Consider the following 25,236-nt stretch of genomic DNA (forward strand, 5'->3'; position numbering starts at 1 on the left):
TTATGAAAAGAAATGAGCTACCAGCGCCCGCCAGCACCGCCACCGCCCGAGGAGCCACCACCGAAGCTTCCGCTACTTCTTGATGAGGAAGAAGACGAAGACGAGCCTCCGCCGCTGCGCCCAGAGGAACTACCACCGCTCGAACTTTCGCTTTTTCGCGGAATCGTGAAAAACAGTTTAAACAAATGGTGCTTACAATTCGTGCATTCGTCATATTTCTCGCCCTTTCCTGCAGAAGAGTAAGATGCTGCTTGAATGGTTTTTGTTTTATTTAATTCTAAGGTATAATAATGGCATTCAGGGCATTCAGAAAACTTTCGGCTCTTATCCCAAGCAATCAGTTTTGTTTCGCTTGTTTTCGTATTTATCCAGATTTCATAGCGCAAACTTTTAATCGATTCTTCTTTTTGCTGTCCTTTATCGAGGTATTTTTTATCATTGGCCGGACTTGATGAACGGTTAATCCGTTGCCAATTTCCATTATTTTCTGGAGGAGAAAATCGATTTCTATTTTTGTTCATTCGATTTAAAATCAGCCCCAAATCAAACCAAGCTAAGGGAGTCAGCAACATCGGAACGAACACAAATCCAGTAAATTTTTTTAATGCTTTCTGCAAATCTTCTTCATCCTTAAAACTCTCGATAATGGATGAGCGACCTTTCGTGATTTTCATCGCCAATATGAACGACAGCAAGACAAAAGCGAAATATGGCAAATGTTTAAGCTGATAAACTTCCTCAACATTGTCAAAGACAAAAGCAAAAATAAATACGGAAAAGAACATCAAAATCAGCATACAGCCAATCCCTTGAAAGATTGCATTGACCCAAGAAACCTTCTTTTTCGTTCCTTTCAGTAGATAGACAATAATCAAATGAGCATACACATAGAATGCAGAAAACAGTACAAATAAAAACACTGTATTCATTAGCGCCAGATTCGCTCTGCTGAAAAAGGGCGTTGCTTCAGGCATCTGCAATCTCAATTCTTCAATGGTATTGGGCGACAATAGAATTTCTTCAATAAACGCAGTTGCTTCAATCAAGCCTGTATCGTAATTTCCTTCTCGAAAATAGGGAACCAGATATTTCTCACCGATACGCTTCAAGTACGCATCGGGAATGATAGACTCCATTCCGTAGCCAGAAATAAATCGATATTCTCGCCTATTTTTCGCAATAAAAAGCAAAAGGCCGTTGTTCGATGCTTTTTTGCCTATCCCCCAAGCATTGAACAGCTCCAATGCAAACTCAAAATCGCTGTCGCCAACATAATCATTCACAACAACGATACAAAATTCAGCGCCCGACAAGCTATCGATATTTTGAATTTGCTGATTCAGTGCCGAAACCGTGTAATAGTCCAAAATGTTGTCTGGATTACTAACAAAAAATTCTTGGCCTTCCTCTTTGGGATAAGGAACTGAACTTACAGAATATTGAGCCAGCGCATGTGTACAATAAAAAACTGTAAGGAAAACGAATAGAAGTTTGCTGAAGACTTTAACCATCCTTCAATTATTCCCCCTTTTGGATTAAGCGTTTGATATCCGAAAACTCTCCGAATAAAACGAGCAAATCGTTTTCATTGAGTAACGTATCGGATTTTGCGATTCCGGAAGCCTCCTTGATTGGCATGGATTTGCCTTTTTCATTTGTATCTAAAAAGTGCACTGTGGTCAATACAATCACTTTAAATTTATTGGTTAAATCGGCTTCTTTCAGCGTCATTCCAACATATTTTGATGGAACTTTTGTTTCGATAATGCTGTACTTATCCGAGATTTTGAATGAATCGACAATGTCAATATTATCCAAGCGCATCGCCAAACGTTCGGCAGCTTCTTCTTCGGGCATAATATATTCATCAATGTTCATGGCTTCGAGCACGGTTTTTTGCAAATCAGAAACCACCCGCCCAATGACGCGCTTCACGCCCAGCTGTTTGATTAATGCGGTCGTCAATAATGAAGCGCCTTCATCTTCGCCAATCGCGACAATAACCGCATCGCTTTCTTTCAACGGCAACGAGCTCACCGCTTCACGGTCGGTCGTATCCAAACAAACCGTATGCGTAATTTTGTCTTTCAGTTGTTCCACAATGACGATGCTTTTGTCCGCAGCGATAACCTCATGCCCCAATTCCGTCAGATGCGTTGCAAGTGAACGTCCAAAATGTCCTAAACCAAGTACAATATATTTCATTTAAAATAAAATCTTTTCCGATGGATAAATATAACTTTTGTTTTTTGTATTCTTTATAAACGCCACAAGCAACGTCAAGGTTCCAACGCGTCCGACAAACATTGTCAGCATCAATATTAATTTACTTGCAGAGCTCAACGAACTGGTAATTCCTAGGCTCAATCCACAAGTCGTGTACGCAGAAACGGATTCGAAAAGCAATTCCACCATTCCTACATTTGGGTCACTAAAATTTAACAAGATAAAACAAATGGTAATGCTTACGATGGAAAGCAGGATAATAGCGAAAGCTTTGCTAATGGATTCAGAAGCAATCCTTCTTTTGTAAATTTCAATCGATTCTTTTCCTCTTGCTAGCGCAATGACATTCAAAAAAGCAATAGCTACCGTCGTTACTTTGACACCACCACCGGTTGAACCTGGCGAGGCACCAATCCACATCAGCGTCACCACCATAATCAAGGTCGGATTGGCCAAAAAATTAATATTCACGCTGTTAAAACCTGCCGAGCGCGACGTATTCGCCATAAAAAAGGATGTTGCCCATTCTCCGAAAGCACTTTTGTCTTCCGTCAATGTATGCTGCTGTTCCAGAAAGTAATAGGAAATCGTCGCCAATACGATAACAATAATATTGCAGAGCAAAATGAACCTCGAATTAAAACTGAAAATCTGAGGTTTGTATTTATAATTCTTTTTTAGAAATAACTTGCAGATTATGGCTGAAAATTTCGCTTTAAAATAGGTGTAAAAATTGAAAACAGTTCCGAACCCTAAACCTCCAAAAACAAAAATCATTGCCAAAGCAATCTGAAAAGAATAATTGAACCGATAATTTTCTCCCTGAATACCATCTTTTAAGATTGTAAATCCTGAATTACAGAATGAGGATATCGCATGAAATGCCGCAAAGAAAATTCGGTCGCCCAAGGATTCGAATAGCGTAGAATCTAGTGTAAAAAAGATAAATAGCCCTCCAATAAATTCGAATAGAAGCGTGATGAAAATAATGGTCAACAAAGTTGAAATCACAGAATTCAACTTATTCTCTCCTAAAATTTCACCGAACATCAATTGATTTTTGAATGAAAATCCGCCAGAGAAAAAATAACCAAAAAATCCGGTAAAGGTCATGATTCCCAAACCGCCAATCTGGATAAGCAACATAATGACCGTCTGTCCGAACACAGAAAAATTCGTCGAGATATCCGTAACAGACAAACCTGTGATGCAGACAGCGCTAGTCGCCATAAAAAAAGCATCGATAAAACTCAAAGGCGCTTCGATGGTCGTTTTGGGAAGCATCAATAAAACTGCACCTAAAATAATCAACCCTAAGAAACTGATGACGAATAGTATCGTTGGGTTGAAATAGAAATTATCGAAGAATAAACTGTTTTTTGATAATTGGACAAAAAAGATAAATGCTATTCCGAAATAAATCCATTCATCTTTCTCTAGAAAAGACAAGAAAGGAACATGCGTAAATCGCTGAAAAAGAATAATTAAGAAATAAATAATAACCGCGATTCCAGGATAATTACTCGGTGTGAGTTTTCGGCTTGAGAAAATAGAAAATACCGTAATTAAGGATTCAACAGTGAAAAGCACATAGAATAAGGACAGGACTAATTTGCGGGAAATCTTTCCGATTGCTGGGTCAGTAATGTATCCAACATGCGCAATTACCATGAACGCACAGACCAAACTTAAATAGAACAGAATCCTATCGACTACCTTAACGCGATACTTAAAAACGTACTTGAAAAAACTGATAATCGAGTCCATGAATCACAAACTTATAGATTTTAAATAAGATTGTCAGCAATGGTTTTTTGCCGAACCTTGCATAAAGGTTAATTATTTTTCCTCTTTATCGTTCTTTTTGAAGATTCCCTTAATAAAACTACCTGTTTTCTTCAGCGCGCCCTGTGTTTCTTTGCTAGCATTTTTCACATCCTTCGCTGCGCCCATCAATCGCGCTTCGCGTTCTGGACTGATGCCGGCACATTGCTTAATCCCTTCTAGCAAACTTTGCCACAACGTTTTGAAGAATGTATGCTGAGGGTTCCGTGTGTAATTTATTTTCCCGGTGTGATATACCTCGTTTGCATCAGGGTTGCTATCATTGATGATGATGTTATTCACAATAAATGAAATCACTTTTTTAGAAGATTTCTTCTCGGCGTCAGGCTCGTTCAGCAGTTTGATTTTTAGATTATCATAATCGAAGCGGAAATCGCCCCAATTTTTTGTATCCGTACCCTGCATATCGAAACGCACACTTTTTACATTGCCGGAGGCAATTTCAACATTCAAAAGTGGTCTTAAGATTTTGTTATAAGCCGTGGCTTGCATTGGACCTAAGGAACCTTTGTAGGTATAAAATCCTGTTTTGCTTAACATGTCAAATCCAAACTGCGCTTTTAACGTTCCAGATTTCATGATTTTTGCGGTCAAATCAGCTCGCATAAATTTGTCTTTGCTCAATCGCAGGCTGTCGTTCGTCACATTTGTCAAAATTCCCGTCGCATGATTGAAGGTGATGATACCTTCCTGGTTGTATTTTGCGCTGAACTCGCCATACAGAATATCCACATCATCTACATAAACCGTATCAATCGACAGCAAACTTTTCATTTTCATAAGCTGTTGGTGCGGAGAATTGCCGATTTTATTTTTTGGAACTTTGCGAAAGCGTTTATCGTTGTACAGGCTGACCGCACCGCTTTTCAGCTGAACAGATTTCGCAACAGTAATTTGATTGTCCAAAAGCTGTTTCAAATCAATATTATCGATTCTCACCGTATCAAAATTCATAACCGCCATCGTGACATTCTGGTTCTTTGTTTTGAAGAAATTGGCTTTGCTCATTTTTGGAGCATAAGATACGCGTGTCAGCAATAAATTTTTCTTCTGCGTATTCAATCTCAAATCTTCAAAACTCGCCTTATAAATGTCGTCCGGCATTTCATAAGCGAATTTCGGAACATGAATATCCACCATTTTGGTATAAAACAAACGGCTAGAATCGTTAATGGATGTTTCATCCAATAGCACATCATGTATGTTGATGTTTACGCTATCCAATAAAATATCGCTGGATTTCCCGTCAGCTAACTTCGTGAATTTGAATTTGAAATTATCGATTTTAATATCTTTTACACTGATTGAACTAAGTACATCTTGCACGCTTTCATACAATGTTTTCTTAGGCTTTGTCGAAATCGTATCGTTGTAAGCGTGGTATTCATTGACTAAATGAATATCCGCATTTTCAAGAATAATGGTATTGATGCTTAGCTTCTTATTTGTTAAAATATTCATCAAGCCGAATCGGCGGATTTTCAATGCATCCAATTTGATATTGAACTGATTGTTTGGGGCTTCTTTGGCCAATACTAATTTCGCATAGACCGCAGAATCAGGAATCAAATGCGCGTTTTTTAAGGTCACATTTCCCAATGCAAGGTTCAGGTCTAAATCATCGTAGGTTAATGTATACAATCCATTGGTCGAATTATGGATAACGTCCTTCAATTTCTGTTCGACAAGTGGTTTCCAATTATTGGCAAAATACCACGACACACCGATAATGATTACGATTAAAACGCCTAAACTGATTAAAATCCACTTCCAAACTGACTTCATAAATATCTAATTACGGATTTAAAACAACGATTTTATAATTATGTTTTTACACACTAATTTAAATAATTAATTTCGAGTGTTTTGATTGTGAAAGATACTTAAATAACTTTCATATCTCGAATTTTCAATCTCACCATTTTCAACCGCTTCTAAAACCACGCAACCCGGCTCATTGATGTGCCTACAATTATGGAATTTACATTGGTTCAAAAGCGCTCGCATCTCTGGAAAATAATGAGAAAGTTCGCCTTTCTCAATATCGACCACGCCCAACTCCCTGATTCCTGGAGAATCCACGATAAAGCCTCCATTAGGCAATTCAATCATTTCTGCGAATGTTGTGGTGTGCTTTCCTTTGTCAGACCATTCCGAAATATTTCCTGTCTTCAGATTGCTATCTGGAATTATAGCGTTAATCAAAGTACTCTTGCCAACGCCCGAATGTCCTGAAACCAAAGTAATTTTATCTTTCAAAAGCGCCTGGATTTGGTCAATATTTATATTTTCCAAAGCCGAAACTTCGTAACAATCGTAACCGACATGTTGGTAAATTGCTTTGTATTCCTGCAAGATTTCCAATCCTTCTTTTGAAAACAAATCCAATTTATTGAACACTAAAATTGCCGGAATGCTATATGCTTCTGCTGTGACCAAAAAACGGTCAATAAATCCGAGCGAAGTTGGTGGCGAAGCCAATGTGACAACCAATAGTGCCAAGTCAAGATTCGACGCTAGAATTTGGGTTTGTTTAGATAGATTAACCGACTTTCGGATAATGTAATTTTTGCGCTGTTCAAGTTCATGGATTACGCCTACATTCTCATTTGGTTCTAGGTCGAAAACCACCCTATCGCCCACAGCGATTGGATTTGTGGATTTGATGCCCTGTGTTCTAAATTTTCCTTTAATCCTACATTCATAGCTAGAACCATCTTCCGCCAAGACTTGATACCAACTTCCCGTTGATTTAGTAACTAAACCCCTCATTTACAAAAACCCCCATTTAAACCACTTTGCATGCTACAAAAGTCGCAAAAATTTATTAATCCTTTCATCTATTGAAATTATTACCTTTGTGATAAACACTAAAAATCAGATTTTGTGAAAAAATTATTCCTTTTAGACGGTATGGCGCTCATTTACAGAGCGTATTTTGCTTTAAATAAAGTTCCTCGTTTGACTTCTTATGGTTTAAACACCGGAGCCGTTATGGGATTTACAAATACGTTGTTAGATGTTTTAAAAAATCAAAAACCTACGCACATAGCCGTTGTTTTTGATACCGAAGCGCCGACGAATCGTCACATTGAATTTGAAGCCTATAAAGCTCATCGTCAACAAATGCCTGAAGATTTGGCAACCTCCATTCCTTATATTTTTCGCCTGATTGAAGGATTCAACATTCCCATTATTACAAAAGATGGATTTGAAGCGGATGATATTATTGGAACATTGGCAAAAAAAGCAGAGAAGGAAGATTTTCAGGTGTATTGCATGACGCCTGATAAAGATTTCGGACAATTGGTTTCTGAAAATATTTTCATTTATAAACCTGCCCGAATGGGCAATGGCGCTGAAGTTCTAGGTGTTCCCGAAATTTTAGAAAAATGGGAAATCTCCGACGTGCTTCAGGTCATTGACATTTTGGGATTGTGGGGAGATGCGGTCGATAATATTCCAGGAATCCCCGGAGTAGGTGAAAAAACGGCAAAGAAATTAATTCAAGATTTTGGCTCAGTAGAAGGCATTGTCGCTAACTCCGACAAATTAAAAGGAAAGCTGAAAGAAAATGTAGAAAATTTTGCGGAGCAAGGATTAATCTCCAAAAAATTAGCAACCATTTTATTGGATGTTCCCGTCGAATTGGAAGAAGAAAAATTAATTCTCGAAGACCCGAATAAAGAATCCCTAGAAGCTTTATTTGCTGAATTGGAATTCCGGACTTTGGGAAAACGTGTGTTTGGCGAAGATTTCTCGATTACAGAAACTGCTATAAAAGGAAATCCAATGCAAATGGATTTATTTTCATTACCTCCGACAGGCAATCAGGCGGACTCGGAAAGTGAAGCTCCAAGCAAACCAAGCCAATCAGCAGAAAATACGGAACATACCTATATACTTGTCAATACAGCTGAAGAACAAGAAGAGCTGGCAAAAACATTGCAATCGCTTACGCAATTTTGTTTCGATACGGAGACAACGGGGATTGATGCGTTGACGGCTGATGTTGTTGGGCTCTCTTTTTCGTATGAAAAAGGGAAAGCGTTCTACGCTCCAACTCCAGAAAACAGAGAAGAAGCGCTAACGGTTGTTAACCGATTCAAAGCTGTTTTAGAAAATCCTTCGATTCAGAAAATTGGCCAAAATATCAAATACGATATTTTATTGCTTTCCAGATATGATGTAAAAGTTCAAGGAGAACTTTTTGATACAATGTTGGCTCATTATCTAATCGACCCGGACACACGTCATGGCATGGATATTCTGGCAGAAAATTATTTAAATTATTCGCCAATATCCATCACCACCTTAATCGGTCCAAAAGGCAAGAAACAAGGAAACATGCGCGATGTGGAATTGGATAAAATCACGGAATATGCAGCAGAAGATGCTGATATTACGCTTCAGCTGAAAGATGAATTTTTCCCGCTTTTGAAAAATACGGAAACCTTGCATTTAGCAGAAACCGTAGAATTCCCTTTGGTCTACGTTTTAGCTGAAATTGAGAAAAACGGCGTTAAAATAGATGTGGACACGTTAAAATCATTTTCTAAAGAGTTGCAGGCGCATGTGCAGGATTTGGAGAAGAATATTTATGAAAAAGCTGGTGTATCCTTCAATATTGCTTCGCCAAAGCAATTAGGCGAAGTTTTATTTGACAAACTGCAGTTAGACCCCAAAGCGAAGAAAACAAAAACAGGTCAATATAAAACCGGAGAGGATGTTTTGTTGGCGCTAGCCCATAAATCCGACATCGTGCAAGATATTCTTGATTTCAGGCAGTTGCAGAAATTGAAATCGACGTATGTTGATGCCCTGCCAGAATTAATCAATCCAGAGACCGGACTAATCCACACCTCATACAACCAGGCAGTTGCTGCAACTGGACGTTTGAGCTCGACGAATCCGAATCTTCAAAATATCCCTATCCGTACGGAAAAGGGTCGCGAAGTCCGCAAGGCGTTTATCCCTCGTTTTGAAAATCATGTGATTTTATCTGCCGATTATTCGCAGATTGAATTGCGCTTGATGGCGGAGTTAAGCCAAGACCCAAATATGCTGGAGGCATTCCAACTAGGTCATGATATTCACCGAGCCACCGCCGCCAAAGTTTATGGAGTTGAATTGGACGAAGTCACTTCCGACCAGCGCAGAAATGCGAAAGCAGTGAACTTCGGGATTATTTACGGCCAGTCGGCATTTGGACTTTCTCAGAGTTTGGGAATTCCGCGAAAAGAAGCGGCGCACATTATTGACCAATATTTTGAACAATATTCGGGAATTCGCAATTACATGAATCAGTCCATTGATTTTGCGAAGCAAAACGGATATGTAGAAACAATTTTGAAGCGCAGGCGTTATCTGCGAGATATCAATTCTGCGAACATGACTGTTCGTGGTTTCGCGGAGCGAAATGCAATCAACGCACCTATTCAAGGGTCTGCTGCAGACATGATTAAGGTCGCCATGATTCAAATTCAGCAAGATATCAGCGAACAAAAATTAACTGGAAAAATGATTATGCAAGTGCATGATGAGCTTGTATTTGATGTTCCTATGAACGAAATCGGCCAACTTAAAGAAATCATTGGGAATCGGATGAGAAACGCGATTAAACTTCAAGTTCCGATTGAAGTCGAAATTGGAGAAGGCCAGAACTGGCTCGAGGCTCACTAAATGTTTAGATTATGAAGTTTTTTTATTCTTTGCTATTCTGTATTTTAGCTATTAACTTAAACGCACAAGAATCAACCAAGCCGATACTTTTTGAAAAAACTGTTAACGGGATGTTGCGCTTTTATTTTGACAAGAATTATTTCTTATGCGACAAAAACTGTGAGTTCAAAGCTATCGAGCGTGTTGCAAGCTTTGATACAAAAAACTCGCGCTTCAATGGAGAATTTAGAGATTTCGCGCCTAACGGACATGTGATTCTTACAGGAAATTATGTTGACGGAGAGAAAGAAGGCGTATTTAAGGCCTATCATCCGAATAAAGTGCTGAAATGGGAAGTCGTTTTTAAAAATAATTTTCCGACAGGCGAATGGAAATATTATTACCCTGACGCGAAGCCGATGCTGGTTGTAAATTACACAGATAGCATTATGCGCATCGAATCACTTTGGGATATAAAAGGTAGAGAAAAAGTAAAAGACGGAAAAGGAGATTTTGAATTTACCTATCATTTTGAAGGATTTACAGAATTTGGATTTCCTTCCTACCGTAGAAAGGGGCGCGTAGTTAATGGAGTGCCAAATGGATTTTGGACTTTAACTTTAGTTGACGGAAAATTTAGCGAACTAGGCCGGGAAGAATATTACAAAAATGGTGTGCTTGCCGATTTTGGAGAACAATATTTTAATTTCGAATTAGTAAACAATAAATTGCAGTTTTTCCCAGCAGAAAATTTTAACAGAGCTGAAATTCTTTATTTTAAAAACTGCACATTTGATGATTTCAGTGGTTTCTCGATTTATTTAACGGAAAAACTTAATTCAAGATTTGCAACACTATTAGTAGATGCTGAAGTAGCTGACGACGACTTTTCATACGTCATTGCTGTATCTGAAAAAGGGGAGCCGGGCAGAGCTGATTTTACAAAAGCTTTCGCCGATGAGAAATTAAATAGACAGCTGAACATTGCGGTATCGAGAATTAGGTATTATCTGCCATCGTTTAAAGATGGAGAATATGTCAAGGACATTTTATCAGTTTCTGGAAAACTGATAATTAAAGAAGACGGAACCCCAGCTGTGCACAGCATTAGCATTAAAAGAAATGCTGAACAATAAAGTTTTTGTCGATAAAGTTTTATATTTGCTTTTAAAGTTAAAAAAATGAAATTTCACAAAGAAGGCTACAGTACCTTAGCGATAACGATATTATTGATTTTTATACTGCTGGCTTTGGCTAATTATTACAATGCAAATGCTGTAGTAACTTGGATTATCTATATTTTTTCGGCCTTCTTATTTATCGTGGTTGTTCAGTTCTTCAGAAGTCCGAACAAATATTTCGAAGAAGACCATGGCGTCATTTTATGTCCCGCAGACGGAAAGGTTGTCGTTATTGAAGAGACTTTAGAAACGGAATATTTCAACGAAAACAGACGTCAGATTTCAATTTTCATGTCACCTACGAATGTGCATGTTAACCGCAGTCCAATAAGCGGAATCGTCACATTCTTTAAATACCATAAAGGAAAATTCTTGGTTGCATGGCATCCAAAATCTTCGACTGAAAATGAGCGAACCACCATAGTCGTAAAAAATAACAGCGGTGTGGAAGTTTTATTCCGTCAGATTGCTGGAGCTCTGGCCCGCCGGATTGTTTGGTATGTAAAAGATAACGACGTCGTTAAACAAGGCGATGAATTTGGCTTTATAAAATTCGGTTCTCGAGTCGATGTTTTCATTCCATTGGATTCAAAAGTAGAAGTGCAAATCGGCGATAAAGTTGTCGGCGGAAAAACAATACTTGCCAGATTTTAAAGAATATTAAAAAATCTATTCTAACTTAGAGCTTCTTTTAAAAAGAGGCTTTTTTTATGGATTTTAAAGTTTTGTTGCTAGTCATTTCTTTTTTTATTGCTTTCGCAATCTCATTGGTTAGCTTCGTCTACCACCAAGATTTTATCACTTCCGTTATCTATTTTGCAGTTTCTATAGTTGTCAGCTTTCTTTCGCTCAATTATGTCTTCGAAAAATTCATAAATGAACGCATTCGCACAATCTATAAATTGATTCACAACTTAAAGTTGGGCAAAGATTTAAAAGAGGCTTTGGGAGACCATAGCCGAAGCGACCCGATTACGGATGCTGAGCGCGAAGTTCGCGATTGGGCCAAACAGAAAGCTTCTGAGATTGACAAGTTAAAAGTACAGGCGCAATTCCGTAAAGAATTTCTTTCCAATATTTCCCACGAATTTAAAACACCGCTTTTTGCGATACAAGGCTATTTGGAGACCTTGCAAGACGGTTTAATCGATGAAGACACCGTTTTAGCCAAAAGCTTTTTGGATAAAGCGTCCAAAAATCTGGACAGGCTAAGTTATCTAATCAATGATTTAGATGAAATATCAAAACTGGAATCAGGAAGAATAGCCTTGAATATTGAGAAATTCGATATCATCGAGCTGATTCGAGAAACGATTGATTATTTAGATGATAAAGCAAAAGCTAATCAGATTTTGCTATCTTTAAAAGTCAAAAACAATACGCCGATACTTGTCAAGGCTGACCGGAAGAAAATTCAACAGGTTTTAACAAACCTGATTGACAACTCGATTAAGTATGGAAAAGCAAACGGCAAAACGTCTATCAGCACGTTTCAGCTTTTTGACCAAATTTTGGTAGAAGTGACTGATGATGGGCATGGTATTGACGAAAAAGACTTAAACCGCGTTTTCGAACGTTTTTATAGAACTGATAAAAGCCGGTCCCGAGACATTGGTGGCTCAGGATTGGGATTATCTATTGTTAAACACATTATGGAAGCACATCAACAAAATGTACATGTAAGAAGTACCCGAGGAATTGGGACGACTTTCGCATTTACGCTAAACAAAGCAAAATAAATTTAGATTAACAGATTATTCGAAACTTAACATTAACTTAACATTAAGGTTATATTTTTGCACATAAATTTTCTACTATGTCTCTAAACAGCATTTTTCAATACTTCGTTCCAAAAGATAAAAAATTCTTTCCTTTATTCGAACAAGCGGGTTCAAACCTGATTGATATGGCTAAACTTCTTCAAGAAAGCCTGTATTCAACAGACCCAGCAAAAAGAACACAAAACGCAAAGCAAATCGAAGACCTGGAACATAAAGGTGATAACATTACCCATCAAATCCACCTAGAATTAGGCAAAAACTTTATAACACCTTTCGATAGAGAAGATATCCACGCTTTAGCAAGTTCTTTAGATGACGTTGCAGATTTTATACATGGCGCAGCTAACAGAATCGAACTTTATAAAGTGGCGAATCCTAGTCAGGCAATGAAAGAAATGACTGATTTGATCTTAGAAGCAACCGAACATGTTGCTAAAGCTATTTTTGAATTAAAGGATTTGAAAAACATCCGCAACATTACCGATTCTTGTGTACGAATCAATAGTGTTGAAAATAAAGCCGATTACATCTTTGACAAAGCGGTAGCAGAGTTATTCGAATACGAAAAAGATGCGATTAACTTGATTAAATTCAAAGAAGTATTATCAGCGATGGAAGATGCAACAGATAAATGTGAAGATGTTGCAAATGTATTAGAAAGTATTTTAGTGAAGAATGCATAATTCTTTCTGAAAAACTGATTAAACACAATTCAACATGATTTCAACATTATTAATTGTTGTTATAATATTAGCTATTGCTTTTGATTATATCAACGGATTCCATGACGCCGCAAACTCCATTGCGACAGTCGTTTCGACCAAAGTCCTTACGCCATTTATGGCCGTTCTTTGGGCCGCGCTATTTAATTTTGCAGCTTATTTTTATTTTACAGATCATAAGGTCGCTAACACGGTAGCAAAAACTGTACTTGAGGAATACATCACCTTAGAAGTTATTTTCGCGGGTCTAGTTGCCGCGATTTCTTGGAACTTATTCACTTGGTATTATGGCATCCCATCCTCATCCTCCCATACGTTAATAGGTGGTTTTGCAGGATCCGGAATGGCTTATGCAGTTATCGTTGGGGCAAATCCTTTAGATGCAATCAATGTAAATGCAGTTTTAGTTATTATCTCCTTTATTGTTCTCGCACCGGTGATCGGGATGATTATTTCGATTATCATAACCTTAATCATAATAAACATTTCGAAAAACTCACGCCCTGCAATTGCAGAGAAATGGTTTAAAATATTACAATTGATATCTTCTGCCGCTTTAAGCTTTGCGCATGGTGGAAATGACGCTCAAAAAGTAATGGGTATTATTTTAGTCGCTATGGTTGCGGGAGGCTATGTAGAAAATACTGACCACATGCCTGAATGGATTCCATTGACTTGTTATGCGGCGATTGCATTGGGTACAATGAGCGGAGGATGGAAAATTGTGAAAACGATGGGAACTAAAATCACGAAAGTTACGCCATTAGAAGGCGTGAGTGCAGAAACCGCTGGTGCATTAACACTTGGTATCACCGAGCATTTTGGGATTCCTGCTTCGACAACACATACCATAACAGGAGCAATTATTGGTGTTGGGGTAGTTAAAAGAGTGTCAGCCGTTCGATGGGGTGTTACAATTAGTTTGTTATGGGCTTGGGTCCTGACAATTCCTGTAAGCGCGGTTTTAGGCGGATTAACTTTGACAATTATTCACTACATCTTATAAAGTATTAATATCTGTAGCAATAGAACTACATTTGATTATTAATCACTTATAATAGTAAATAGTTAGATAAAAAATTTGTATAGTATTAAAGAATTATATACTTTTACCCTGTTGTAAATAACTTTTTGACAAAATAAAACTTTTTTAGCGGCCAAACATTTTTTGGCATCCTTATTGTTAAGTTTTGTTAAATAACAGAAAAGAAACAATTTTAAAATTTTTAATAACCTTAAAAACAAGAGTATGAACTATTCTACAATTAAAAAAACAGCTGTTGCAGCATCTTTAGTAGCCGCTTTAGGCTTCGCAGAGACTGCACAAGCGCAAACTACACCAACGGTATTCGGCGGAAGAAGCCAATACAGAACTTGGTCTATCGGTCTTCAAGGTGGTATTACTACTCCTAACGTTATCGTTGGTGGTTCTCAACCTTTCGGACAAAAAGTTGGTTTATTCCAAAACAAAGTTGGTGAGTATTATGGATTAACTATCCGTAAACAATTCTCTCACTTATTCGGTTTAGAGTTAGAAGGTAACCGTGGTCGTATCAAAACTTACAACCATGATGTTTCTGGTCCTGCTGCAGAAGGTGCTTATGGCGCTCGTTCAGTTGAGACTTCAGTAAACTGGGCAAGTAGCTTAAATGGTGTTTTCCAATTAGGAACAATTGACTTCTTAAGAAGAGAAAATGCAGTTAACTTCTACGCTAAAGTTGGTTTAGGTGTTATGGCATTCAACCCTGTTCAATACAGCGACAATGACTTCAACACTGTTGTTTATGATAACAAAGGTAACTGGGGTGAAGAATTATTCGGAGATCGCGAAGCTACTGGCGACAGAGATTTCAGAATGGCAGCTTACGTGCCAGTAGGTGTTGGTGTTAAATTCAAATTATCTGAGGTTGTTGCGTTGAACTTAGGATACACAATGAACTTTACTGATGATAACTGGTTATACGGATCAGGTAGAACAGATTACAAAGGAAAATTCTCTAACGTTTATGGTGGTTTAGAATTCACTTTAGGTTCTCGTGATAAAGAAAGTTTAACTTTCACAAACCCAGTTGCTACTTTATATGATGAGTTGAAAGATCCATCTTTACGTAACGAAGTTGAAGCTTTAAAACAACGTGTTTCTACTTTAGAAGGAACTGTTGATCAATTAAGCAAAGATTCTGATGGTGACGGAGTATCTGATAAATTTGACAAATGTCCTAACACTCCTGCTGGAACTCAAGTAGATGGTGCTGGATGTCCAATCAAATTCCCAACTCCTCCAGCTGTAACAACTCCTGGAACTCAGTCTGGTTACTTTGCTCCAATTCAATTTGAATTTGATAGCTCAGTATTAAAAACTGAATCTTACTCAACTTTAGATAAATTAGCTAAAGAATTACGTGATAACAAATCATCAGTTACTTTAGACGGATATGCTTCTGCAGAAGGTACTGAAGCTTACAACGTAAACTTATCTAAAGACCGTGCTAACGCAGTTAAACAATACTTAGTTAACGCTGGTGTTGCTGCTTCAAGCATCAATGCAAACGGACTTGGTGAGGCTAACCCAATTGCATCTAATGCAACTGAAGAAGGTCGCGTTCAAAACCGTCGTGTTGAGATCAAAAAATAAGACAATACGTTAAACGTATTTATTATACAAAAGCCGATTCTTAGGAATCGGCTTTTTTGTGTTTAAATTTTCGTATTTTTGTAATAATGTTAGTTTGTTAATATCTCTTTATTAAAACATTCAAATAATTATTTTATCTTCATTTAAGTTGAAGAAATCGTACTAATAAGAAAGGGCTATAATGGACGAAGAATTTGAATTTGATTCTCCCGAAGAACAAAAATTATCTGTAGATCGTTATGAGGAAATGCTGCGTAACGATGATCAATACTTCTTTGACGCTAGAATCTTGGATGGAATCATCGATTATTACATTGAAAAAAATGATCCAGTAAAGGCATTAGAAGTAGTTGATTTTGCTGTCAATCAGCATGCTTTTGACACTGGTTTTCTGATTAAGAAAACTGAACTGTTAATCAGCATGATAAAATTAGAAGAGGCATTATTCATCATTAATAAAGCTGAATTATTGGAACCTTCTGAACCTTTAGTTTATTTGCTAAAAGGGACAATCTATGCTGCACTTAAAGACTTAGAGGAAGCTGAGAAATATTTCCATATCGCTTTAGATTTAAGCGATGACAAAGAAGATATTTATTATCAGCTCTCAAATCTCTATCAGTTTCAGCGCGACTACAAAAAAGCGATTAGCTATTTAAAGAAAACTCTTAAGGTCAACAAAGATCATGAAGATGCATTATATGATATTTTCTTTTGCTATGAAATATTGGAGCAAATTGAAGAAGGGATTTTATTTTTCAAAAGTTACATTGACAACAATCCCTATTCTTATGAAGCCTGGTATAATTTAGGAAATTCATACCATAAGCTAGAAAAATTTGAAGAAGCGATAGATGCATATGATTATGCTATTTTGATACAAGAGAATTTTTCTTCCGCTTACTTTAATAAAGGAAATGCGTTGGTGAATCTGGACCGTTTCAACGAAGCCATAGCTGTCTATAAACATACGTTTGAGTTCGAACCTCCAAACGCAGATACATATTGCGCTTTAGGCGAATGTTATGAAAAACTTGAAGACATGGAGGAGGCTCGCAAATACTATAAAAAAGCAGTCAAGCTCGATCAATATCTGGCGGATGCTTGGTTCGGAATCGGAGTAACGCTAGATTCTGAGGAACGCCATTTTGAGTCCTTGCACTTTTACAAGAAAGCCCTTGACATTGACCCAATAAATCCAGACTATTGGTTTGCGATTGCGGATGCAAGATATAAGCTAAGACAAATAGAAGAGGCTGAACTAGCTTATGCTAAAGTCGTGGAATTCAATCCAACAGATGTGGATGCATGGCTGGATTTTTCGTCCATATATTTTGAGCAGAATAAATATGAGGAAGCAATCCATACTATTTCCGAAGGTATAAAATGCAATCCGGATGCAGCAGAATTGTATTACAGAATGGTAGCTTATTTATTTGCAAATGGGCAATACAATGAAGCCTTGAATTTTTTAGAGCTTGCATTAACAACAGATCCGTCGAAACATACTATTTTATTTGATTACCTACCGCAGTTACAGGGAAATCAAATCATCGTCGATATCATTAAAAAATATGCGCCTAAAGGATGAAGAAATTAGGTTTGATTGGTAAGACGCTAGGGCATTCTTTCTCGAAAAAATACTATCTGGAGAAATTTGAAAGAGAAAACATCAGGGATATTGATTACGATCTATACGAGTTAAGCGCTATCGAAAAATTCAAAGAGCTCTACGAATCAGAACCTCAATTGGCAGGCGTAAACATTACAATTCCCTATAAGGAAGAGGCGCTGGCTTATATGGATGAACTTTCTCCCGAAGCGAATGAGATTCGGGCGATTAATTGTGTTCGAATTGCCAGAAATGATGGCGAAATTAAACTAAAAGGATTTAATACCGATGCGTATGGTTTCGAAGAATCGTTTAAGAAACAGTTGTTGCCAAGCCATAAGAAAGCTCTAATTTTAGGCAATGGGGGTGCAACCAAAGCCGTTATTTATGTATTAAATAAATTAGGAATCGATTTCTTAATCGTCAGCAGAAAAGAAAGTGCTGATTCAATCACCTACGCAGAGCTTAGTCCTGAGTTGATGAAAGAACATCAAATAATTATAAACTGCAGTCCAGTAGGAACATATCCGCTTATCGATGCAAGTCCAGATATTCCATACGAATTTATCAGCGACCAACATTACCTCTACGACTTAATCTATAATCCCGAAGAAACTCTCTTCTTGAGAACAGGTCGTGAAAAAGGTGCTGTTACAAAAAACGGACTTGACATGTTGATTCTTCAGGCCGAAAAAAATTGGGAGATTTGGAATCAGGAATAAAATTTTTATGCCTAGGGATAATCTCCGTTATGTTGCTGCTTTCTTGTGGGCAAGCTGATTTTAGCCCGAAACCAAGAGGGTACTATCGAATTGATTTGCCTCAGAAAATCTATCAGGTTGCGAATACAGGATGTCCGTTTTCTTTCGAAATACCAACCTATTCCAATTTAAAAGATGACACGAACAAAGGTGCACAACCATGCTGGAAAAACCTTGAGTTTCCACAATTCAATGCTATTCTTCATATCAGTTATTTTGACATCAATCAACAGACTACATTTGATCAGTTAACGGAAGACGCTCGAACATTTGTTTTTAAACACACTAGCAAAGCAAGTGCTATAGACCAAAAGCCAATCAATATCCCCGAAACGTCTGTGTATGGATTACAATACGACATTAAAGGAAATACAGCATCAAACACGCAGTTTTACGTGTCCGACAGTTCTCGGCATTACCTTCGGGCTGCTTTATATTTCAATGAAAAACCCAACATCGATTCCATTCAGCCTGTTTTAAATTTTTTGAAGCAGGACATCGAGACGCTGATCAATACGTTAAGCTGGAAATAATTACTATTTTTGAACATGTTACATATCCATCATTTTGTCTTCAATCCTTACCAAGAGAATACGTATCTAATTTATTCCGATCAGGGAGACTGTATTATTATTGATCCTGGAATGTCTTCAAAGCGGGAAGAAGATGAATTTGTTTCGTTTATTCAGGAGAATAATCTATTGCCTATCGCTTTATTAAATACGCATTGTCATGTCGACCATGTTTTAGGGAACAAGTTTGTCGCAGATACCTATAATTTATTGCCCCAATTTCATGAAGGCGAAATCCCACTATTAGTGGAAGTTCAGAATTATGCACCGCAAATGGGAATTCGTTATGATGTTTCTCCTATCGGTGAAACCTTTTTGGACGAAGAAAGCCTGATTTCAATTGGAGGCTATGACCTTTCTTGCATATTGGCTCCCGGACATTCTCCGGCTCATTTGTGTTTTTATTCTTATGATTTTAATTTCCTTATTGGTGGCGATGTTCTCTTCAGGAATAGCATTGGGCGAACGGACTTACCCGGAGGAAATCATTCCCAGCTGTTAGATAGCATTTCAAAAAAGATTTACACCTTGCCTGAAGAAACAACAGTTTATCCAGGACATGGGCCAAGTACAACGATTGGCTATGAGAAGCAAACCAACCCATTTATTAGAGGATAAACGATAAAAATGAGGCTGCCATTATTTTTCGCGAAACGCTATTTATTTTCCAAAAAATCGGTAAATGCTATTAATATCATCTCTGGTATTAGCGTTGTCGGCGTTTTGGTTAGTAGCGCAGCCTTAGTTATTGTGCTGTCTTTTTACAACGGGATGGAAAAATTTATCCTATCTCAATACAGCACGTTTTCACCAGATTTCAGAATAGAACCTGCTACTGGCAAATTTTTTGAAACTAGCAACGATGCCTTTAAGCATTTACGTTCTCAATCTTACATGGAGAGTTATAGTGAAGTACTTGAAGATAAAGTATTGGTGCAATATAATGGCCTCCAAATCGTTGGCATGGTCAAAGGAATTGAACCTCAAAGCCTGTCATTGCATACCGATGAAAACATGCTCTATGCTGGAAAGTATGCTTTGTACAGTGACCAAACCGCTTTTGCAATCATAGGCGCACAGATCCAGTCCAACTTACAGATTCCATTGCAATCAATCAATAATGCGATTCAATTAATCACGCCTAGAAAAGGCAATGTCAACAGCGCAAATCCGATGGACGATGTGACGATTCGACGAATTGCTGTAGGTGGCGTACTGACTTATCAACCGGGATTTGATGATTTAATTATAATTCCCATCGACTCCGCTAAAAGTCTATTGAATGAATACGACAAAATTTCTGCAGTTGAAATAAACCTAAAAGACGATCAGCTTCAGCATACAATTCAAAAACAGATTGAAGCGGACTTAGGAGAAAATTATTTGATAAAAAACAGAGAACAACAAAATCCGACGCTGTACAAAACGGTGCAGTCTGAAAAATGGATTGTGTTTTTTATAGTGACTTTAATTGGAGTTATCGCAATCTTCAATATCATCGGCTCCTTGACCATGCTTGTATTGGATAAGAAAAAAGATATGCTTGTCTTAAAAAGTTTAGGTGCAGAGAACAAACTGATCCACAATATTTTCTTTATTGAGGGCGTATTAATTGCCCTTTTGGGAAGTGTCGGAGGAATTGTGCTAGGATTAGCTTTTTGTCTTTTACAAGAATATTTTGGACTTGTAACCACCGGTGGATCCAATGCGATTTTCGATGCCTACCCTATTGACATTCGAATCATGGACTTTATCATTGTGTTTTTAACAGTAATGATCGTCTCAACAATTGTATCGTACTTAGCGTCTAAATTAAGTGTGAGAGAAATTGAGAAAGAAGCAATTCAAGCTGTCGATTAGTATTTCAGCTTTTCTCGGCTGTAATCTCCTCGCTTAATCTGATCGATCAATGCGCCCCAAGCGAAAGGATTCAACAGAGGATTTGCAAAATTCTGATTGATTGCTTTATTGGATAGATTGCTATGGCGTTGCACATTCGTCTGTGATTGAATTTCTTCAGCACTCCTTGGCATAATTAAAGCTAAAGTGGACAATGCCTGCTGGGAAAGGTTTTTCTTCGCCATCATAATATCATCATCATTTAGATTTAACGCAAGAAAAGCAATCGTAAACTCTTCAATACTGGCGTAAGGAAACGGAGGGCCTACAGTAACTGCCGGCAACTCTGTGACCATGCTTTTCATTTCGATATGAGCCGTATATTTATCCGAGTTGGTTTCTGGAATGACAAAAGTCAATGTTTCGTAACCGACAGAAGAAAAACTAATCGTATCGCCAACGTGGGCTACAAACGAGAAATAGCCTTCATGAGTCGCAGAAAATGTCTGATCTCCGTAACTTGTATTTCTCACAGTAACATAAGGCACCGTAATGTCAATTCCCTGTGCATAAATTAGCCCAGAAAACTGTACAAGTTTCTTCTGTTGCGCAAATGCTGAAGAGCAAACACAAAAAATCAAAAACAAGAATATAACTTTTCTACTTCTCATAACTCTAACAAAGCTAAGGAATTCAAAAAATAATGCCGTTAAATAATGTTAAGTGATATTAACAAGTTTATTACATTTGGTTCGGTGTGATCGCATTTGGATCATTCATGTCGGTCAGATTAATTGCCTCCACGGAAACAATCTCGGGAACAGCTTTTTTTATCGCTTGTTCCAATCCGGCTTTAAATGTCATTATACTCATCGAGCAGTTTGCACATGTGCCTAATAAACGTAGTTTTACAACATTATCCGAGGTGATTTCCTGAATACTTACATTCCCACCATCTGTTTCCAAATAGGGTCTAATCGTGTCTAATGCTTGTTCGACTCTCTCTTGTAAGGTCATCTTTACTTTTTATAATTTTAGTACCTTGTAAATATAATCAATTTATTCGCATTGAAATAAAATCATCTGGAATTCAACAACGATATGACACTGTAAAATGCCGTTAAAGAATGTTAAATACCATGATTTCAACTCTTTTCCGTTGAAAAATTACGCTATCTTGCAACATAAATATTTATTGACTATTAGTATTAATTGACGTATCTTTGTAAAATGTTTTTAAACAGCCGACATGTGGCTTTAATTGCCACTTTGATTATTGTATTATTTACAACTTCTTGTAAAAGTAAGTTTGAAAAGCTGCGTGCCAGCAATAACTTACAGATGAAGTACCAAGAGGCCATTAAATTCTATGAAAAAGGTAAATACAGCAAAGCGCAAACTTTGTTTTCTGATTTGATGATTAAGTATCGCGGTACCGCAGATGCAGAAGATTTGTATTACTACACCGCATATACAAGTTACAGATTAAAGGATTTTACTTCGGCTCGTTACCATTTCAAGCAATTTGCTGTTACATTTCCGAATAGTGTTCGAGCAGAAGAATGTCGATTTATGTCGGCCTACTGTTTTTACATTGATTCCCCTCGTTCAAATTTAGATCAGGACAATACGAAAAAAGCTATCGACGAATTGCAGCTTTTTGTGAATTTGTATCCAGAGTCTGAGCGCTCGAAAGAAGCAGGTGAATTAATTCAAAACCTGAGAGACAAACTAGAGAAAAAAGCATTTGACAACGCTAAGCTATATTTCAATATGGGTTTAGCGGATGATTATAGAGCAGCGGTAATTGCATTGGAAAATGTATTAAGAGATTATCCAGACACAAAATATGCTGAAGAAGCTGAGTTTCTGATGGTGAAATCTCAATATTTATTTGCTGATAACAGTTTCCCTTACCGTCAGGAAGCCCGTTTCAATGATGCGATTGATTATTATGAATCGTTTATTGAGCATTATCCTCAAAGCAAGTATAGAAACGAAGCAGATAATCTTCGCTCAAGTGCAGAAAAGAAAATCGTGATTGCGGTCAAGCGCATGAATGAAATTGACAAATTGCGTCAACAACAAGAAAGTGAATTAGGTGTCACTGCGCAAGAGAACACTGAAACCACACAAGTTAATTAAAAGAAATTATATATTGATATGAGTAATACTAAAACTATTGTTCCAAATTCTACGGTAACACGTGACTTAAGACAATTAGACGAAAGCACAGAAAACATTTACGAGTCAATCGTTGTGATTAGCAAAAGAGCAAATCAAATTTCAGTTGATCTTAAAGAAGAGTTGAACAACAAACTATCTGAGTTTGCTAGTAGCAATGATAATTTGGAAGAAGTATTTGAAAATCGTGAGCAAATCGAAATTTCAAAACACTACGAGCGCATGCCAAAACCAAGTTTAGTTGCTGTTGATGAATTCTTGAACAACAAAGTTTACTTTAGAAATCCTTCTAAAGAACAAGAATAATCGAATCTTTGATGTCTTTAAAAGACAAAAATATTGTAATCGGAATAAGCGGTAGCATTGCCGCTTATAAGATTGCTTCTTTGGTTAGGCTTTTGGTAAAAGCCGAAGCGAATGTTCAGGTCATCATGACCGAAGAAGCCAAAGAATTTATTACTCCCTTAACTTTAGCCACGCTTTCTAAAAACCCTGTTTTATCATCTTATTATGATAAAAATTCTGGCGTTTGGAATAATCATGTGGAATTAGGACTTCAGGCAGATTTATTATTGATAGCTCCAGCTACCGCAAATACGATAGCTAAAATGGCCAATGGTCTTTGTGACAACCTGTTATTAGCAACTTATCTCTCTGCAAAATGTCCTGTGTTTTTCGCTCCCGCAATGGATTTAGACATGTGGGTTCATCCCGCTACGCAGAAAAATTGTGAATCCCTTTTAAACTACGGGAATAAGATCATCCAACCAGGATTTGGTGAATTAGCCAGCGGCCTTGTTGGCGAAGGACGATTGGCTGAACCAGAAGAAATTACCGCTGCATTAGAAAGCTTCTTCGAACAAGACTTGCCTTTGGCTGGCAAAAAAGCATTAGTGACAGCAGGCCCCACTTATGAAGCGATTGACCCCGTTCGATTTATCGGAAATCATTCGAGTGGAAAAATGGGATTTGCTATTGCCGAAGAACTTAAAAATCTAGGCGCTCATGTTACGCTTATTTCAGGTCCGACACATTTGGCGGCTTCGAAAGGAATTGATGTAATCAAAGTTACATCAGCTGACGACATGCTGAATGCTTGCACCGATAAATTTAATGAATCAGCTATTGTAGTGATGAGTGCCGCTGTTGCGGATTATACGCCAAAAACAATTGCTACGCAAAAAATTAAAAAAGCTGAACAAGAGTTTTCGATCGAACTAAAAAAAACGGTTGATATATTGGCAACATTAGGTCAGAAAAAATCGAGTAAACAGACATTAGTTGGTTTTGCACTGGAAACGAATAATGAACTGGAAAATGCCAAAGCCAAACTACTCAAGAAGAATTTAGACTTTATTGTCCTCAACTCATTACAAGACCAGGGAGCTGGCTTTGCCACCGACACAAACAAAGTAACCATCCTGTCAAAAGGAGGCGATACAAACTACTTCGAATTGAAAAACAAGCAAGAGGTAGCCAAAGACATCTGTTCGCTCGTTGTAGAGCATCAAAAATCCGTATAAAATCTGAAGAACAACAAATTCATTAAACCAGTTAATCCAATTAACTGGGGTTTAACGATCTTTTAGTACCTTTGAATATGAAAGATTACAAGAAATACAGCATTATCACCGCTCCTCCTGAAGATATTTATTTAGCGTTAACAACAGAAATCACAGCCCGTTTGTGGACAGGAGATGAGGTCGAGATTAATGCTACCGAAGGCGGCGAGTTTTCCTTTTGGGATGGCGCTATCGTTGGTAAATTCTTAGAACTTGTTCCTTCAAGCAAAATTGTGCAACAATGGTATTTTGATGAAGACAGTCCGGCTTCGATCGTTACGATTAAATTGCATCCGCACAAAAAAGGAACCTCAATTGAAATTAATCAGACGAATATTCCAGAAGAAGCTTATGACGACTTAGTTGATGGCTGGGAAAATATTTACTTAGCTTCATTAGTAGATTTTTACGAGGAGGAAGATTAACATTTTCCTTCTTTACTAAACTTACTACCCCCACATACATTCGCTCTCCTCATTCTGTTCTCTTATTCAATTTTATAGAAGTTCCCATTACATAATTTACATACAAGTATGCAAATTACTTTCATAATTACTTTATCAAAATAGGAAATAAAACAAGTCCATCTTTAAATGGAACGATAGGCTCTATAAAGTAATCCTTGCTCCTTATTCTTTATTCCTTGCTCCCTCAA

General features: G+C 37.5%; 23 protein-coding genes. 16 read left to right on the forward strand and 7 right to left on the reverse strand.

Annotated features, from left to right (window positions below; all coding sequences use genetic code 11):
• Nucleotides 1-17: 17 nt before the first annotated feature.
• From C4F49_RS02910 to rsgA, 5 genes are all read right to left on the reverse strand, one after another.
• Nucleotides 18-1,511, reverse strand: coding sequence for a TPM domain-containing protein (locus tag C4F49_RS02910; protein WP_196934360.1), 1,494 nt, complete (start codon nt 1,509-1,511; stop codon nt 18-20).
• 7 nt (nt 1,512-1,518) lie between these two features.
• On the reverse strand, nt 1,519-2,205 hold the full coding sequence (locus tag C4F49_RS02915; RefSeq protein WP_196934361.1) for a potassium channel family protein: 687 nt from the start codon (nt 2,203-2,205) through the stop codon (nt 1,519-1,521).
• Complete coding sequence (locus C4F49_RS02920; protein ID WP_231388184.1) at nt 2,206-3,993, reverse strand: TrkH family potassium uptake protein; 1,788 nt, start codon at nt 3,991-3,993, stop codon at nt 2,206-2,208.
• Nucleotides 3,994-4,065: 72 nt separating this feature from the next.
• Entirely contained in the window at nt 4,066-5,856 is a 1,791-nt protein-coding gene (locus tag C4F49_RS02925) for an AsmA family protein (RefSeq protein ID WP_196934362.1), read from the reverse strand.
• Nucleotides 5,857-5,922: 66 nt separating this feature from the next.
• Nucleotides 5,923-6,843, reverse strand: coding sequence for a ribosome small subunit-dependent GTPase A (rsgA, locus tag C4F49_RS02930; protein ID WP_196934363.1), 921 nt, complete (start codon nt 6,841-6,843; stop codon nt 5,923-5,925).
• A 114-nt stretch (nt 6,844-6,957) separates the two neighbouring features.
• Here rsgA and polA point away from each other — a divergent pair, with 114 nt between their 5' ends.
• The 12 genes from polA (at nt 6,958) to C4F49_RS02990 (ending at nt 20,856) form a co-directional block, all read left to right on the forward strand.
• Entirely contained in the window at nt 6,958-9,753 is a 2,796-nt protein-coding gene (gene polA, locus C4F49_RS02935) for a DNA polymerase I (RefSeq protein ID WP_196934364.1), read from the forward strand.
• Nucleotides 9,754-9,764: 11 nt separating this feature from the next.
• Nucleotides 9,765-10,868, forward strand: coding sequence for a toxin-antitoxin system YwqK family antitoxin (locus tag C4F49_RS02940; RefSeq protein WP_196934365.1), 1,104 nt, complete (start codon nt 9,765-9,767; stop codon nt 10,866-10,868).
• A gap of 45 nt (nt 10,869-10,913) precedes the next feature.
• Entirely contained in the window at nt 10,914-11,567 is a 654-nt protein-coding gene (locus C4F49_RS02945; protein ID WP_196934366.1) for a phosphatidylserine decarboxylase family protein, read from the forward strand.
• Nucleotides 11,568-11,623: 56 nt separating this feature from the next.
• Nucleotides 11,624-12,652: a sensor histidine kinase gene (locus C4F49_RS02950; protein WP_196934367.1), complete on the forward strand. Its 1,029-nt coding sequence runs from the start codon at nt 11,624-11,626 to the stop codon at nt 12,650-12,652.
• A gap of 77 nt (nt 12,653-12,729) precedes the next feature.
• On the forward strand, nt 12,730-13,377 hold the full coding sequence (locus C4F49_RS02955) for a DUF47 domain-containing protein (protein WP_196934368.1): 648 nt from the start codon (nt 12,730-12,732) through the stop codon (nt 13,375-13,377).
• 34 nt (nt 13,378-13,411) lie between these two features.
• Nucleotides 13,412-14,422 carry an inorganic phosphate transporter gene (locus tag C4F49_RS02960; protein ID WP_196934369.1) on the forward strand — a complete coding sequence of 337 codons (1,011 nt, stop codon included), beginning with the start codon at nt 13,412-13,414 and terminating at the stop codon, nt 14,420-14,422.
• A gap of 243 nt (nt 14,423-14,665) precedes the next feature.
• Entirely contained in the window at nt 14,666-16,051 is a 1,386-nt protein-coding gene (locus tag C4F49_RS02965) for an OmpA family protein (RefSeq protein WP_196934370.1), read from the forward strand.
• A 181-nt stretch (nt 16,052-16,232) separates the two neighbouring features.
• Nucleotides 16,233-17,642, forward strand: coding sequence for a tetratricopeptide repeat protein (locus C4F49_RS02970; protein ID WP_196934371.1), 1,410 nt, complete (start codon nt 16,233-16,235; stop codon nt 17,640-17,642).
• Entirely contained in the window at nt 17,639-18,385 is a 747-nt protein-coding gene (locus tag C4F49_RS02975) for a shikimate dehydrogenase family protein (protein ID WP_196934372.1), read from the forward strand. The genes C4F49_RS02970 and C4F49_RS02975 overlap by 4 nt, the downstream gene beginning before the upstream one ends.
• A 29-nt stretch (nt 18,386-18,414) precedes the next feature.
• Entirely contained in the window at nt 18,415-18,957 is a 543-nt protein-coding gene (gldD, locus tag C4F49_RS02980; RefSeq protein WP_196934373.1) for a gliding motility lipoprotein GldD, read from the forward strand.
• Between the two features lie 15 nt (nt 18,958-18,972).
• A complete protein-coding gene (locus C4F49_RS02985) occupies nt 18,973-19,614 on the forward strand; it encodes an MBL fold metallo-hydrolase (protein ID WP_196934374.1) in 642 nt (213 codons plus the stop codon).
• Between the two features lie 9 nt (nt 19,615-19,623).
• A complete protein-coding gene (locus C4F49_RS02990; protein ID WP_196934375.1) occupies nt 19,624-20,856 on the forward strand; it encodes an ABC transporter permease in 1,233 nt (410 codons plus the stop codon).
• On the opposite strand, the gene C4F49_RS02995 is transcribed toward C4F49_RS02990, so the two are convergent.
• Nucleotides 20,853-21,506, reverse strand: coding sequence for a peptidase associated/transthyretin-like domain-containing protein (locus C4F49_RS02995; protein WP_196934376.1), 654 nt, complete (start codon nt 21,504-21,506; stop codon nt 20,853-20,855). The two genes, C4F49_RS02990 and C4F49_RS02995, sit on opposite strands and share 4 nt — an antisense overlap.
• 70 nt (nt 21,507-21,576) lie before the next feature.
• Nucleotides 21,577-21,852 (reverse strand): NifU family protein, encoded by a 276-nt coding sequence (locus tag C4F49_RS03000; protein WP_196934377.1) that lies wholly within the window; start codon nt 21,850-21,852, stop codon nt 21,577-21,579.
• 213 nt (nt 21,853-22,065) lie between these two features.
• Between C4F49_RS03000 and C4F49_RS03005 the strand changes: the two genes are divergently transcribed.
• The 4 genes from C4F49_RS03005 to C4F49_RS03020 all read left to right on the forward strand — a co-directional run bounded on the left by C4F49_RS03005 (nt 22,066) and on the right by C4F49_RS03020 (nt 25,006).
• Nucleotides 22,066-22,980 carry an outer membrane protein assembly factor BamD gene (locus C4F49_RS03005; protein ID WP_196934378.1) on the forward strand — a complete coding sequence of 305 codons (915 nt, stop codon included), beginning with the start codon at nt 22,066-22,068 and terminating at the stop codon, nt 22,978-22,980.
• An 18-nt stretch (nt 22,981-22,998) separates the two neighbouring features.
• On the forward strand, nt 22,999-23,325 hold the full coding sequence (locus C4F49_RS03010) for a DNA-directed RNA polymerase subunit omega (protein WP_196934379.1): 327 nt from the start codon (nt 22,999-23,001) through the stop codon (nt 23,323-23,325).
• An 11-nt stretch (nt 23,326-23,336) separates the two neighbouring features.
• Entirely contained in the window at nt 23,337-24,542 is a 1,206-nt protein-coding gene (coaBC, locus tag C4F49_RS03015; protein ID WP_196934380.1) for a bifunctional phosphopantothenoylcysteine decarboxylase/phosphopantothenate--cysteine ligase CoaBC, read from the forward strand.
• Nucleotides 24,543-24,619: 77 nt separating this feature from the next.
• The gene (locus C4F49_RS03020) at nt 24,620-25,006 is read left to right on the forward strand and encodes an SRPBCC domain-containing protein (protein WP_196934381.1); all 387 of its coding nucleotides are present in this window, start codon (nt 24,620-24,622) and stop codon (nt 25,004-25,006) included.
• Nucleotides 25,007-25,236: the final 230 nt, after the last annotated feature.

Source organism: Sphingobacterium hungaricum (assembly GCF_015210005.1).
Taxonomy (GTDB): Bacteria; Bacteroidota; Bacteroidia; order Sphingobacteriales; family Sphingobacteriaceae; genus Sphingobacterium; species Sphingobacterium hungaricum.

Excerpts from the sequence above, each read along its gene's own strand:
- C4F49_RS02910 (WP_196934360.1), bottom strand. The coding sequence starts at position 1,511 with ATGGTTAAAGTCTTCAGCAAACTTCTATTCGTTTTCCTTACAGTTTTT.
- gldD (WP_196934373.1), top strand. The coding sequence starts at position 18,415 with ATGTTGCTGCTTTCTTGTGGGCAAGCTGATTTTAGCCCGAAACCAAGA.
- coaBC (WP_196934380.1), top strand. The coding sequence starts at position 23,337 with ATGTCTTTAAAAGACAAAAATATTGTAATCGGAATAAGCGGTAGCATT.
- C4F49_RS02995 (WP_196934376.1), bottom strand. The coding sequence starts at position 21,506 with ATGAGAAGTAGAAAAGTTATATTCTTGTTTTTGATTTTTTGTGTTTGC.
- C4F49_RS02960 (WP_196934369.1), top strand. The coding sequence starts at position 13,412 with ATGATTTCAACATTATTAATTGTTGTTATAATATTAGCTATTGCTTTT.
- C4F49_RS02925 (WP_196934362.1), bottom strand. The coding sequence starts at position 5,856 with ATGAAGTCAGTTTGGAAGTGGATTTTAATCAGTTTAGGCGTTTTAATC.
- C4F49_RS02920 (WP_231388184.1), bottom strand. The coding sequence starts at position 3,993 with ATGGACTCGATTATCAGTTTTTTCAAGTACGTTTTTAAGTATCGCGTT.
- C4F49_RS03010 (WP_196934379.1), top strand. The coding sequence starts at position 22,999 with ATGAGTAATACTAAAACTATTGTTCCAAATTCTACGGTAACACGTGAC.
- C4F49_RS02945 (WP_196934366.1), top strand. The coding sequence starts at position 10,914 with ATGAAATTTCACAAAGAAGGCTACAGTACCTTAGCGATAACGATATTA.
- C4F49_RS02950 (WP_196934367.1), top strand. The coding sequence starts at position 11,624 with ATGGATTTTAAAGTTTTGTTGCTAGTCATTTCTTTTTTTATTGCTTTC.
- rsgA (WP_196934363.1), bottom strand. The coding sequence starts at position 6,843 with ATGAGGGGTTTAGTTACTAAATCAACGGGAAGTTGGTATCAAGTCTTG.
- C4F49_RS02970 (WP_196934371.1), top strand. The coding sequence starts at position 16,233 with ATGGACGAAGAATTTGAATTTGATTCTCCCGAAGAACAAAAATTATCT.
- C4F49_RS02965 (WP_196934370.1), top strand. The coding sequence starts at position 14,666 with ATGAACTATTCTACAATTAAAAAAACAGCTGTTGCAGCATCTTTAGTA.
- C4F49_RS03000 (WP_196934377.1), bottom strand. The coding sequence starts at position 21,852 with ATGACCTTACAAGAGAGAGTCGAACAAGCATTAGACACGATTAGACCC.
- C4F49_RS02990 (WP_196934375.1), top strand. The coding sequence starts at position 19,624 with ATGAGGCTGCCATTATTTTTCGCGAAACGCTATTTATTTTCCAAAAAA.
- C4F49_RS02985 (WP_196934374.1), top strand. The coding sequence starts at position 18,973 with ATGTTACATATCCATCATTTTGTCTTCAATCCTTACCAAGAGAATACG.
- C4F49_RS02940 (WP_196934365.1), top strand. The coding sequence starts at position 9,765 with ATGAAGTTTTTTTATTCTTTGCTATTCTGTATTTTAGCTATTAACTTA.
- C4F49_RS03005 (WP_196934378.1), top strand. The coding sequence starts at position 22,066 with ATGTTTTTAAACAGCCGACATGTGGCTTTAATTGCCACTTTGATTATT.
- C4F49_RS03020 (WP_196934381.1), top strand. The coding sequence starts at position 24,620 with ATGAAAGATTACAAGAAATACAGCATTATCACCGCTCCTCCTGAAGAT.
- C4F49_RS02915 (WP_196934361.1), bottom strand. The coding sequence starts at position 2,205 with ATGAAATATATTGTACTTGGTTTAGGACATTTTGGACGTTCACTTGCA.
- C4F49_RS02955 (WP_196934368.1), top strand. The coding sequence starts at position 12,730 with ATGTCTCTAAACAGCATTTTTCAATACTTCGTTCCAAAAGATAAAAAA.
- C4F49_RS02975 (WP_196934372.1), top strand. The coding sequence starts at position 17,639 with ATGAAGAAATTAGGTTTGATTGGTAAGACGCTAGGGCATTCTTTCTCG.